We start from the raw sequence: 13,617 nt of genomic DNA on the forward strand, positions 1-13,617 counted from the left end.
CAAGAATGAGGCCAGGCCTCTGCACAGTTAATTGAAACGGGAACGTGGTATCAGGGGCGGACACCCAGCAGTTGCCGCCCGGCCGCACTCCCGCATTATCATCCTGGGAGGGTGAATATGAAAAAGCTCAATCGCATTGCTGCTCTGGTGAGCAGCGCCGTTTTGGTAACCGGTTGCGGATTTGAACAAACCATCAACGTGAAAGAAGAACCGGCGCCTGCGCTGACCGGCCAGTTTATTGATGCTCCGGTAGGGGGCTTAAGTTACAGTTCTGAGTCTTTTCCTGACGGAACCACCAATGAAAACGGTGAGTTTTCCTATTTTCGGGGAGATCAGATAACGTTTTCAATCGGCGAATTTACCTTTCCGGTTGTGCCTGCGTCCAGTTTGTTAACCCCACTGGCATTGTTCCAAACCGATAACCCGTTTAATCCGGCAGTGGTAAATACCTTGCGGTTACTGCAGGCGCTGGATACCGATGCTGACCCTTCTAATGGCATCAGCATTTCACCTAATGCAGCGGGAGCTGCTCAGATGTTGCTTGAAGAAGGCGAGACGGTAGCCTCTTTCTTTGGCCAGGACAGCGACGCTTTTGCCGCCGATGTTGAGCCGTGGCTGGCGACCGCCGGAGGCAGTACCACGCTAGCCGATTACGATGATGCCGTAGCGCACTTTGTGAATTACCTTGAAACTGAATACGGCACCTTACTCACCAATGCCATCAACGTTGAGTTGATAACCGGCACACTCTACAACACTTATATTCAGGGCAGTACAGCGGTTAAGTCTGCTGTGACCTTTACGCCGGATGATACCGGCGGTTTAACCGGTTCGTTCAGCTATACCGAAGGTGAGGTGACCACCAGCGGCACTTATGGCTTTGCCTTTGGCCGTCGGGCGCTGGTGCTGACCACCGACACCAGCACTCACTACCTGATTTCGCGTTCGTATAATACGGTCAATCAGGTATACAGCCTGTGTTGGTTTGATGATCCGGTTGAGGCCGTAGCCAGTTTAGTGCGCGCCTGTGATGCCGGGGAGGATCCGCAGGATAACCTGCTGGTACTGACCGAAGAACAGGCCGACCTGGAGCTGATTGCATTGGAAGAACAGGCCTCTAATGTCGAGCCTGCGCTGGCAGAAAGCTTTGATACCGACATCACGACCTTTTTCTCATCTGGTTACAAACGGCTAACCGACGACCCTGACAGCGGTGCGATGTATTTTAAAACCGGCGGTAGTCCGGTCATTGACCCGGACCTCGGACAACTCAATCTATCCGGCGCACGATTCAGCATAGGTAACACGACCCCTGGTGTTGAAACAACCGCGTCTGACACGGTGGGAACCGGTATTTTTAATATCAGTGAAGGGTTTACCATTAGTTTTGATGTGATCTCACACACCGGTGCCGGCAACCTGAATATCTACGTCGACAACAATACGACCAGTCAGGGTAACTCCGTCCATGGTGGTGCCAGTAAATTTATTGGCATGAGTATTAACGAAGAGAACTTCCCTGTAGGTCAGCGCTTTACTTATACTTATGAGCCTGGAACCGATGTTACCGGCTTACCGATAGACGACCCGGATGCGCGCATTTTAGATGCGGCAATTACCAACTCCTTCTTCCAGTTACGCACCGACAGCTCGGGAAATATCACCATTGATAACCTGACTATCGAAACTGTGGCAGACGCGGTGGATGCGCCTGAAGTGCCCGAAGAGCCGGAGGAACCGGAAGTACCAGAGCAACCTGATATCCCGCAGGTGGATTTACCGCTCAGCTATAATTACGTTGGCGTTACCGAGGATATCTTCTCTGATTCTTTTGCCAGCCTGTTAAACAGCAATGGCGAAACCCTGCCGCTTTATCACCGTACCGGCGGAACCGTGATGGTGGTCAGCGATGGCCTGCAAATTGATTCCGGTCGCTTCACTATTGGTAACTCCACACCGCAAACCGAAACCAGCGCTGAGGATACCATTTTTACCGGCACACTCGATTTAAGCCGGCCGTATAAAGTGGTGATGGATATTGTTTCGGTAAGCGATACCGAGGGTAACAACAAGTTCCAGATTTATGTGGATAACAACACCAGTAGCAGCAGTAAATCGGTGCATGGTGGCGATTCACGTTTTTATAGTGAGCTGATCAACACCCTGGAGCCCGGCACCACACTGGAAGTTGAAGGTTTGGTGGCCTCCGAAAATTCCTTCCTGCAACTTCGTACGGAAAGCGGTGGTACGGTGGTGATTAACAATCTGCGCATTGAATACATTGAAGATGCCAGCCTGTTCTCCTGTGAAGATGAACCAAGTCTGTATTTCTGCGATGACTTTAGCAGCGGTAACACGGATAACTGGAACCTGCTGGCACAGCCGGACAACACTGAAGGTGCTATTGGCAGCTTTGATATTTATACCAGTGATTCCGGTAACGATATGTTGCGTTATACCGCAGGCGGCGCCGGTGGAGAAATTATTCAGCTCACCGAAGATGCCATGGCGCAAATTCCACAGACAGCAGACTACTTTGTAGAAGCCCGTATCCGTCCGCGCCAGAACAGCACAACGGCAAACAAACAGCTGTACTTCACGGCCCGATATGACAGTGCCGGTAACTGGTACGGCGGTGGTTTGAATTTACAGAACTCTTCAAGTAGTACCCGGGTGGAAATTGCCATTAGCACCGACGGTTCGATTAGTCGTCCGGTCCAGGCCAGTACCCCCTTGTTACTGGGTGAAAAAGATGGCACCGATGGCGTCTGGTATCGCGTACGCTTTGAGCTGATCGGTGATGCCCTGAGCGTGTACTTAGACGGCGAAGAGATGGGCTCGATTAACGATGCCACCTTTACTGCTAAAGGGCTAATTGGCATGTTCACCAATAATCGTTCGTTTGAAATGGACGACTTTAAAGTGGGCGATCCCAGCGTGAAGCCAGTACAACTGACGCTGGATTATAAAGACACTGAGTGGAATGCAACCACCACCACCGATCCGTTAATTGTATATGTCACGGCGGTGCAAAATGATGGCCTCACCGATGATACCTTCACTGCCACTTCGTCAGATGAAAGCGTAGTCAGCGTGGCAATTGATGGTCCTAACGTTACACTTACCCCGGCAGCCGCGGGAAGTGCCACTATTACGTTTACCTCCGGCTCCGATCCCACCCTGGTGCGCAGCGTTGAAGTGTTGGTGACCGAAGGCTTTGTTATGCCCACCAGCGATTATGGAGATCTGACAGGTAAAACCTTACCGGCAACGGCCGCGACCAACGCCTATGTGGATGGACGCCTGTCGATTACATTCGATAGTCCGCCGGTGCTGGCAGATGTTGGTGAAGTACGCATTTATGACGCCGCAGACGACACGGTTGTTGATGTCATCACCCTGGGCGGCGATATAGATGCACTGGGTTTTGCCGGACAGGATCGTCTGCGCCGGGTTAACTACCGTCCGTTCAACGTTGAGGGTAATACCCTGACCATTGTTCCGCATACCAATGCACTGACATACGACAAAACCTATTACGTCGCCATTGGCGAGGGCGTGGTAACCTCAACACAGTTGAATGGCATCGACTTTACCGGCATGGGTAAAACCGCCGACTGGTCTTTTTCCACTCAGGAAATTGGTCCTTCAGGCAGCGACGTTACCGTTGATGATGACGGCGCCGCTGACTTCAGAACAGTACAGGGCGCGCTTAACTATGTTATGGAAAATGTTGCCAAGGATACCGCGGCAACCATTACCGTTAAGACGGGTATGTACAATGAGTTGTTGTATGTGCGCAACAAGAACAACCTGACTATTGAGGGCGAGGATCGCGACAATACCGTTATTTACTACGATAACTATGAATCGTTTAACGGCGGAACCGGCGGTAGTGAAGCGCCGGGTACCGGTACACCAAATGGTGGTCGCAGCGTCTTGCTGGTGGAGAGTGCCGATAATCTGGTGCTGAACAACTTTACCCTGAAGAACAGCCATACACGTAACAATGTGGACTCTAACCAGGCGGAAACCATTTATTTCAACAGTAGTCACCGCCTGATCGCCAATAATATGAACTTTATTAGCGAGCAGGATACGCTGCTACTAAAAGGCTACAGCTGGTTCTACAACACGCTGGTGGCCGGTAACGTTGACTTTATCTGGGGATACGTCACTGCGGCGCTGTTTGAAGAAAGTGAAATTCGTACGGTGGGCGACTCAAAATACGGTGCTGATGCAACCGCTCCGGGTGGCTATGTATTACAAGCTCGGGTACAAAATGCTGACGACCCCGGTTTTGTCTTCCTAAACAGTGACTTTACCCATGGCCCCGGACCTTTAGGTACTACCGTTGAAGCCGGTTCGACCTATATTGCCCGGAGCGGCGGGAACAGTAGTTATTTCGATAACATTACGCTGATCAATAATACCTTTGCTGAGCATATTGCCACAGTAGGCTGGGCCTACAACGGCATTAACGGACAGCCGCAGCCCAATCCGGACCCGGCCACCTCAGCCGCAGGCTGGCGTGAGTTTGGCAGCCTGGATAGCCAGGGTAATGCGATTGATTTAGCTACGCGGGTTGGCGGTTATATTTTGTCTGACTCAGAAGCCGCTGATTTCAGCAGTCGCGCTGCCGTCTTCGCCGATTACAACGATGGCGCGGGTTGGGAACCACAACCGCTGGATGCGCCGGTTATTATCGAAGAAGTCACCGATAAAGGCTTTGCCGGCTATAACTTCGATATTACCGGCGGGGCCGGAGGTACGGTTGTGACTGTGGATACGGGAGCTAAACTCACCGCCGCGCTCGAAGAGGCCAGCACGGCGAATACACCGGTGACTATCTATGTAGATGGCGTGATAACCGACGCGAACAACGATGGTAGTGGTCGTTCCATTGAGATTAAGGATATGGATAACGTTTCGATTATCGGAGTGGCCGACCGTGGCGAGTTCGATGGTATTGGTATTTCCATTCGCCGCGCTAACAATATCATCATTCAGAACCTTAAGATCCACCATGTATTAACCGGTGGAAAGGATGCGATTTCCATTGAAGGCGATGACGACGGTTCAACCACCAGTAATATCTGGATCGATCATAACGAACTGTACAGTTCGCTGGATGCGGATAAAGACTTCTATGATGGTCTGATTGATTCGAAGTCAGGCGCTAAGAACATCACGATTTCGTATAATTACCTGCACGATCACTGGAAAGCCTCGTTACACGGGCACACCGATGATGAAGTTAGTACCAATGACAGAGAGCGGTTGATTACTTTCCATCACAACCGATTTGAGAACATCGAGTCACGGTTACCCTTGTTCCGCTTTGGTTATGGTCATCTGTACAACAACTACTACAACAATATTACGTCTACCGGGATGAATTCCCGTATGGGAGCTGAGCTGCAGATTGAGAACAATGTGTTTGAAAACACACAGAACCCAATCGTGTCGTTTTACTCCGACGAAATTGGCTACTGGAATACCGCGGGTAACCTGTTTGGAACCGGTGTGAATTGGACTACACCGTCAGGCAATGATGTGGTGGCCGGACCGGATGCTACGCCAACCAGCAGCTATGAAGTGCCTTATGCTTACACCCTCGATGCAACCAGTGTGGTTAAAAGTAAGGTGATCAACCATGCCGGGGTAGGCAAACTGGACCAGAGCGACCTGGATATTCCGGCGGTTGACGATGGCAACGACGGTGGTTCGGGGGGCGGTAGCAGCACTGGTACAGACGTTAGCCTGCCTTACAGTGAAGACTTCAGTGCCGCCGATGAGGATACTTTCTTCAGCGCTGCCTATAAGTCGCTGCCAGCCAACAGTTCGATGCCACTGCATAACATAACCGGTGGCGGCAGTGGTATTGTGGTAGCGAATGGCGAGATTACCCTGACCAGTGCGCGCTTTACGATTGGCGATACTCAGCCCGGTACCGATACGGCCGATAGCGACACGACCGGCCGTGGCGTGTTTGACCTGAGCCGCCCTTATAAGGTGCTGGTGGACATTGTTAGCGTGAGCGATCCGGATGGGGATAATAACTTCCAGATTTACGTGGATAACAACACCAGTAGCAGCAGTAAGTCATGGCTGGGAGGTAGCTCCAAGTTCTATGCCACGCTGATTAACGAGCTGACCATTGGGACACTTGAAGTGGAAGGCCCGTTGGCCAGCGAGAATTCGTTTATTCAACTGCGTACAGAAAGTGGCGGTACCGTCACCCTGGATAACTTCAGAATCGAATATACCGATTAAATCCCTGGCGGGGGGATCCGCCGTCGTGTAAAAATCCGTAGTGCTGACATCAGACTGCGGATTTTTTATATGGGTAGCCTGAAGGGTAAAAAAAAGCTGGGTTAATACCGTTTATCAGCGCTATTTATAGGCGCGATGGAAACCCAGGTAAAGCATTTAAATATCAATAACTTAAGCTCAATCCCAAGTCGGCGTAGTAAGTTTAGTATTCCTGCTGATATTCAAAATAGTATACGATTTTAAATTTGTACTGGCAATTATTACAGTATTGTCATATAGTTAATAGGGCAACATAAAACGGAGGATGGCAAATGAAAGCTTTTAAACGATTCTTCAAGCGCGCACATCCATATACTGTTGCTTGGTATTTAGGCAGGAAAAATACTCAGAAAATCTTCGATTGTAAGATCAAGAAAAAGTCGGAACTACTCGACGAACAGCATGGATAATGCTTGAAGGCATAAAGGCTCCCGGAAAGGAGCCTTTTTTGCGTATAGCGACAGGCTATTCAGCACTGCTGGTTATTTAGTACACACCTTGGCACCGTGGCCGGATGTCCACTTCAGCGCATCTTTGATCAGGGTGATATTTTCAGGCACATCATACATTTCTTCGCGATGTCCAATCGCGGTATACATTGCACGGCCTTGCTCCACACAATGTTTCCATGCAATGGGATGCACGCCGCCCATAGCCAGCTCTGCCGGCTGATAGCTATCTTCATCAATAGTGATAACGTACTCTACACCGTCCAGATCGGGTTCTGCAGCAAAGGAATACCACTCATCCTTTATTGACCAGGTGTGCGGCAGGGATTCTGCGATATGCGCTGAATTCTCGTGGGTAGTCAGTTCAGCTTGCTGGAACTGAGGGTCCATCGGATGGCCGATGAACTGCACGCCTAACAACGCATCGCGATACCAGTCCCAGAAATAGATGGAGTCGCCGCCTGAGGCATGAACGCCGAGGAAGCCGCCACCATTATTCATGTACTCTTCGAATGCCGCACGCTGTGAAAGGGTAAGCGTGTCACCACTCACGTTGTTCCACACTACCACATCAAACTGAGACAGGTTGTTAGCGTTGAACGCACCACCATTGGCTGTCACGGTCACGCCATACCCCATCTCTTTGGACATGCGGGTAAGGGCCTCGGTGGCAGCGGTTACAGAACGGCCGTGGTCATAACCATTGATTTTCTGGTAGACGAGCACCTGCACCGGGGCATCATCAACAGCGAAGTACTGAGGTTCAGCATCGAAGCGGGCGCAGCGTGCCTGTTTCACCGCATCGGTGACCGGCAGGGCACTGAGTTCCGCATCGAGCTCAGCCAGGCGTGGTTTGGCCGGGTCGGCTCTGGCAATCAGCTGTTCCAATGTCAGAATGGTGGCAAAGGAAGGCATTTTTTCGCTGAGCAACCAGGCTGGCAGGGTCTCAAACAGGCCCGGGTAATATTTTTCGGCAATGGCCCGTGCCTCGGGACGAGTCATTACGTCGTAGGCCGGTAATTGCACGCTGAAAGGGGTGTCACGGAGTACACAGTCCGCAATAGCGGTATCTGCATGGGCGACGTTAGCGCTGAGTAACCCCGCGCTGAGCAGCAGTGCCTGGCTCAGCGGGTTTTTAATTAGTTTGTTAAAGTTCATAGTTGTTTACCAGGGCCAGACCGTTGTCCAGGCTTTATCACCTTCATTATACGGAATATCGTAATAGCCACCCGGTACATCGGAATGACGCAGAACCTGTGTGCCGCCGACTTTCGACGAGAAGAAACCAAAAATGATCAGTTGCTTCATTAGTGTGAAGTAATGAGGCTGGCCACTGAAGCCCTCGCCGTCCCATTGGGTGTCTTCGCCTTTATTAAAGGCCATGGCTTCTACATCAATGGCGGTGGTCAGATCGGTTTTTTGCACGGTGGTCAGTGTGGCAAAGGGTTTGCCATAAAGCGTTTTGCTGCGGGATTCAATGTCTGCAAAGCCTGCTTCAAAGAGCTTTTGTTGTTGCTCGTCATAACACTCGCGCACCATGCCGATGAAAAAAGGTGGTACGCCGGCATCTTTGGCTCCGGGCGTGTCGGTACGCGGAATAACGACTTCGCAGAGCTCAGTGATAAGCGCTACCGTGGCCTCATCGAAGCCGGCCTTGCTAACCGGCAGCAGGTCGGGTTGTTCTTCCCATACTGCCAGCGCCGGCGCATTGATAAGACCGGCACCGGTAGAGGCGGCGATCAGTTTTAACAGCGTGCGACGGTCCATAGTAGTTGATGAATTTGCCATTACAGGTTCCCCCGTTTTAATTCTTCGACAGCAAAGTCTGCTGCCCGGGCGGTTAAAGCCATATAGGTCAGAGACGGGTTTACGCAGGATGAGGAGGTCATGCAGGCACCATCGGTGACGAAAACGTTTGGCGCATCCCACACCTGGTTGTGCTTATTGAGCACGGAGGTTTTTGGATCCCGCCCCATACGTGCGGTGCCCATTTCATGGATCCCTTTACCCATATGGTAGGTGCTTTCCCAGGCCTGCGCATTTTTAAGGCCAATGCTGTCAAACATTTCAACAATGTCTTCTTTCATGGCTTTACGCATCTTGATTTCGTTATCGCGAATTTTGGCGTCCATTTCGAGCACCGGAAGACCCCAGGCATCGGTTACTGTTTTACTCAGGCTGACCTTATTACGGTGATCCGGCAGAATCTCGCCGAATCCAACCGTGCGCATGGTCCACTTGCCCGGTTCACTGAGTGTCTCTTTTAAACTGGCACCGATGCCCAGACCATCAGCGTCACGGCTGAAGCTTTGACGTTCAGCGTTACCCTGGAAGCCAAAGCCACGCAGGAAGTCCCGCTTGTCACTGCCCCAGTTAGCGAAACGAGGAATGTAAATACCGGTAGGACGGCGACCATAAACATATTTGTCGAGGTGCCCCGGCACATCAGCGGTGCCACCCAGCATGTAGTGGTGATCCATCACGTTGTGGCCAAGCTCACCAGAGCTGGAACCCAAACCGTTGTCCCACACATCGCGGGCTGAGTTCATCAGTACCCAGGCAGAGTTCAGAGTCGATGCATTCAGGAAAACTATCTTGCTTTTATAAACAATGGTTTGTTTGGTTTCGGCATCAATAATTTCTACACCGGTTACGCGCTTTTTGTCTTTGTCGTAGATGAGCTCTTTCACTATCGACATCGGGCGTAGCGTTAGATTACCGGTTTTCAGCGCTGCGGGCAGTGTGGCTGACTGGGTGCTGAAATAGCCCCCCCACGGGCAGCCTGTCCAGCACTTGTCACGATTCTGGCATTTACCGCGGCCCTGCTCAGGGCGGTGTTCGGTAATGTGCGCGGTGCGGCCCATGATCATATGACGCTGACCTTTATATTGCTTTTTCAGCCGCGTGGCCAGGTCCTTTTCTACCGCGTTCATCGCAAACGCAGGCAGAAAATCACCGTCGGGTAACACATCCAGACCGTCTTTATTGCCAGAGATACCGGCAAACTTTTCTACGTAGCTGTACCAGGGCGCAATATCGTCGTAACGGATCGGCCAGTCTATCGCGACGCCTTCTTTGCCGTTGGCTTCAAAGTCTTCCGGGTTTAATCGGTAAGACTGACGTCCCCATAACAACGAGCGGCCACCAACCTGATAGGCGCGGAACCATTGGAAGGGCTCTTTTTCGACGTAGGGCGAAGTTTTATGATCTGCCCAGGCGCCCATAGTGACTTCGTTGAACGGATAGCCCTTACCGCGAGCCATGACCGGTTGAGAAGCCAGAGCTTCTTCACTCGGACGGCCATGATGAGGGTAATCCCATAAGTTTTTATGGGTATTGGTGTAGTCCTTTACGTGCTCAACGTTTTCGCCACGTTCCAGCATTAATACCTTCAGGCCTTTTTCAGTGAGCTCTTTGGCGGCCCAGCCGCCGCTTATGCCAGAGCCAACGACGATGGCATCATAAGTGTTATTAACCATTACTACCTCATTGCTAATGACAGCGAAAAGCGCGCCGCCAATTGTTAGGGTGCTTAACTAATTGACTAAAGATACTCCTGCTGTGGGCGAATTTGAAGCAAAAAAAGTCGGAAATTAACATTTTTTTTTCTTTTGATGCAGTGAAGAACAGGCAGAATAAGGTCTGCAAGACTGCGCAGACCATATGCCTCTATTCGTTAACATTCAGTGTTAATGAAAAAGTTACCATGGAAAAAAGTAGGGGATCATGAAATAGCAGCACGCAAACACCCAAATAAGCATCGGGCTACCGAGCTTAATGAAATCCATAAAGCGGTATTTTCCTGGCTCAACAATAAGCGTAATGATGGGGGAGGCAATAGGCGTCATAAAGGCTGCTGAAGCAGCAAATAACACGGTCATCGCCAGCGGATAAGGGGAAACGCCGAGCTGGTGGGCCACGCTAATGGCGATGGGAGCCATGAGGACCGCCGATGCGGTATTGGATAAAATATTAGTGAGCAAGGCAGTAATGCCAAACAGCAGGACCAGCAGGGTTTGCGGGGATGCGTCACCCGCCGAGCCAATCATGCCGCCAACAATGATATCGGTGCCGCCGGTTTTTTGCAGAGCATCCGCCAGAGGCAGCATGCCGGCCAGCAGTACCAGGCTTTGCCAGTGAATGGCCCGGTAAGCATCGGCGGCGGTAAGGCAACGAGTGATTACCGCCGCGATAACGGAAATAAGTACCGCCGCGACCAATGGCATCCAGTTGAATACCGAACTGAGTACCATAAACGTAGTGATAGCAAGCGCTACCGGCATGCGTCGGAAGGCCGGTACCACATCGGCAGCTTCAGCCGGTGTTTCCAGTACCACGAAGTCGTGGTTTTGTTGTTGTAACTGCAATATTTTGGCCCACGGACCGGTTACCAACAGGCAATCTGACGCTTGCAGGTTTTGGTTCTGATAGTCATCCAGTGACTGGCGGTTACGCCTTACACCAAATACATCCAGGCCGTAATGATCGCGAAATTTGGCTTCACGCACGGATTTACCAATTAACTTTGATTCCGGGTGTATCAGCACGCTCTCTGCGCCAAATTCCCAACTGCGGTACTGGGTTTCCAGTTGTGAGGGGTGAAATGGCATCAGGCTGACTTCCTGTTCAACCCGTTCGAGCTGCTCCGGCGGAATCGCAACATGCAGCACATCCCCGGTATGCAGCACAATATCGGGTGATACACCGGCCTTTAATTCCCGCCAGCCCCGTACGCGCTGTGACAGGTCGAGAATGCGTAAGCCGTAGTGGTTGTACAAACCACTTTGTGCGATGGTTTTGCCATGCAGGAGAGAGGCTTCGTCGATACGTAAATACACCAGTTCCCGGTTAACCCGGTAATCGTCCCATAAGGCTTTAATGGAACGCTGTGCAGAGTGATGCTCGGCTTTACCATTGTTGGGCAGCCATTTACGGCCCACAAACAGCATGTAAAGTATCAGGCCGCCAAGCACCACCAGGCCGGGAGCAGTGAAAGTAAAAAAGCGTAGTGGCTCATAACCCTGAGCTGCCAGCTCGCCGCTGATGACCAGGTTTGGCGGCGTCGCGATGAGAGTGAGCATGCCGCTGACCAGTGCCGCATAAGACATGGGCAGCAAAAGCTGGCTGGCACAGTTACCGGTTTGCTTGGCAATCCGCATAACAATAGGAATGAAAATCGCGACCACGGCTGTGGAGCTCATGACGGCACTCAGAATGGCACTGGCAAGCATTAACATGACCAGCAGTTTATTAGTAGAGCTGTGACTGTGACGGCCTATCCAGTCGCCAACAAAGCGGGCGACTCCGGTACGGTCGAGCATTTCGCCAACAATCAGTAACGCGCCAATAAGTACGACTACCGGGTTTCCGAAACCTGCCAGTGACTCGCTAACCGACAATACACCACCTAACATCAGTGCCAGTACCACGGTAATGGCAATCATATCGTAGCGTACACGATTGCTGGCCATTAACAGCGCGGCCAGACCTATAACAAGAAATACATAATGAGCATGCCAGGCATGCGGAATAGAAAGCATGGGAACTCCCGCGACACAAACCCTGTGAAACCGAGAACAGAGAAGAAAATTTGTACAGTCAGAATACTGAAATAACGTATGGAAAAACAGTGGGCTGGATCAATAGAGTGGGAAAAACTCCCGTGCGCGTGGGTCTGTCATGTCCATCGACAACGCACGGGAAGCTGAAGAAACGTTATTTTTTCAGAAGTTCAGTGGTGCGCTTGTTGAGGTCAGCCGGGTCAACCACAGGCCAGTTGTCGTCCCAACTGATGGGTAATATGCGTAATTTTTGTAACCCGTTGTCGGCGGTTTCATAGGCATGTAACACCAGATAATCTTTACCATCAAAGGTGTAAGCTGCATTGTGGCCGAGCGCTACCCAGTCTTCATTGCCTTCTATTACCATGGTGCCGCCGCCTTCCATAAGCGATTTGCCATCACGATCCAGATAGGGGCCGGTCACTGATTTACTGCGTCCAACGCGCACGTTGTAGGTGCTGTCCATGCCGCGACAGCATTTATCAAACGAAACAAACAAATAATAGTAGCCGTTTTGTTTAAAGATATAGGGCGCCTCAATAGCGCCTTCTCCGGGATCTGCACTGTCTTCAGTACTGGCCCCCGGGCGGCTGGCTATGGAATACCACTCCTGCGGCTCTGCCAGGCGTACTAAGTCATCATCGAGCTTAACCAGTTTCAGACCATCCCAGAATGAGCCAAAGCTCATCCAGGCATTGCCGTCGTCGTCTTCAACAATTGCCGGGTCGATAGCATTCCAGTGATCGCGATGCGGCACCGATTCCACCACAATGCCGTAGTCTATCCATTTATAGTCGGGTGACTGAGGGTCAAGACTTTCATTAACCGTCACCCCTATGGCGGAGGTGTTTTTGCCAAACGCAGAAACCGAATAATACAAGTAGAACTTGCCGTTCTTCTGGTAGATATCCGGTGCCCAAAGATGGCCGTCGAAACTCGGCGATATGCGCTTGGCCCAGCTTGGTTCGTCGGGGAAAACGCGTCCGGTAAGGGTCCAGTTTTCCATGTCTGTGGATTCGTAATAGGTGATCCCCGGGCCAGTGCTAAAGACATAATAAGTGTCGCCAGCTTTGGTCATGACCGGATCGTGTACCTCAACCTGTTTAGCCTGGGCACCACAGCCCATTAAAAAGGCTCCGCTGAGTAAGCTGGTGAAGACTAAACGCAGTGTGATTGCGCCGGATTTCCATTGACGGGTTTGAATCATTTTTACCTCTGTAAGCACCTGCAAAAGAACTTGCTTAGTGTAGCAATAATCATGTTAAATATGTAATACAATATTAATAATTGAT

The 13,617-nt window shown here is 51.1% G+C and carries 6 protein-coding genes; 1 reads left to right on the forward strand and 5 read right to left on the reverse strand.

The annotated features are described in order from the left end of the window. Positions 1-117: 117 nt before the first annotated feature. Positions 118-6,276, forward strand: coding sequence for a pectinesterase family protein (locus AC27IB_RS11540; RefSeq protein WP_487121006.1), 6,159 nt, complete (start codon positions 118-120; stop codon positions 6,274-6,276). Between the two features lie 521 nt (positions 6,277-6,797). On the opposite strand, the gene AC27IB_RS11545 is transcribed toward AC27IB_RS11540, so the two are convergent. The 5 genes from AC27IB_RS11545 to AC27IB_RS11565 all read right to left on the reverse strand — a co-directional run bounded on the left by AC27IB_RS11545 (position 6,798) and on the right by AC27IB_RS11565 (position 13,451). Continuing rightward, the gene (locus AC27IB_RS11545; protein WP_296048496.1) at positions 6,798-7,922 is read right to left on the reverse strand and encodes a ThuA domain-containing protein; all 1,125 of its coding nucleotides are present in this window, start codon (positions 7,920-7,922) and stop codon (positions 6,798-6,800) included. Positions 7,923-7,928: 6 nt separating this feature from the next. Next, the gene (locus AC27IB_RS11550) at positions 7,929-8,552 is read right to left on the reverse strand and encodes a gluconate 2-dehydrogenase subunit 3 family protein (protein ID WP_296048494.1); all 624 of its coding nucleotides are present in this window, start codon (positions 8,550-8,552) and stop codon (positions 7,929-7,931) included. Then, a complete protein-coding gene (locus AC27IB_RS11555; RefSeq protein ID WP_296048490.1) occupies positions 8,552-10,243 on the reverse strand; it encodes a GMC oxidoreductase in 1,692 nt (563 codons plus the stop codon). The genes AC27IB_RS11550 and AC27IB_RS11555 overlap by 1 nt, the downstream gene beginning before the upstream one ends. Before the next feature lie 222 nt (positions 10,244-10,465). Then, on the reverse strand, positions 10,466-12,304 hold the full coding sequence (locus AC27IB_RS11560; RefSeq protein WP_296048488.1) for an SLC13 family permease: 1,839 nt from the start codon (positions 12,302-12,304) through the stop codon (positions 10,466-10,468). A gap of 175 nt (positions 12,305-12,479) precedes the next feature. After that, positions 12,480-13,451, reverse strand: a complete 972-nt coding sequence (locus AC27IB_RS11565) for an arabinan endo-1,5-alpha-L-arabinosidase (protein WP_296048503.1) — start codon at positions 13,449-13,451, stop codon at positions 12,480-12,482. Positions 13,452-13,617: the final 166 nt, after the last annotated feature.

This window comes from Alteromonas sp. 4NH20-0104 (assembly GCF_057547795.1).

What these genes read in the sequence shown, in the direction of transcription:
- AC27IB_RS11550 (WP_296048494.1), bottom strand. Translation starts at nt 8,552, where the DNA reads ATGGCAAATTCATCAACTACTATGGACCGTCGCACGCTGTTAAAACTG.
- AC27IB_RS11545 (WP_296048496.1), bottom strand. Translation starts at nt 7,922, where the DNA reads ATGAACTTTAACAAACTAATTAAAAACCCGCTGAGCCAGGCACTGCTG.
- AC27IB_RS11565 (WP_296048503.1), bottom strand. Translation starts at nt 13,451, where the DNA reads ATGGGCTGTGGTGCCCAGGCTAAACAGGTTGAGGTACACGATCCGGTC.
- AC27IB_RS11540 (WP_487121006.1), top strand. Translation starts at nt 118, where the DNA reads ATGAAAAAGCTCAATCGCATTGCTGCTCTGGTGAGCAGCGCCGTTTTG.
- AC27IB_RS11560 (WP_296048488.1), bottom strand. Translation starts at nt 12,304, where the DNA reads ATGCTTTCTATTCCGCATGCCTGGCATGCTCATTATGTATTTCTTGTT.
- AC27IB_RS11555 (WP_296048490.1), bottom strand. Translation starts at nt 10,243, where the DNA reads ATGGTTAATAACACTTATGATGCCATCGTCGTTGGCTCTGGCATAAGC.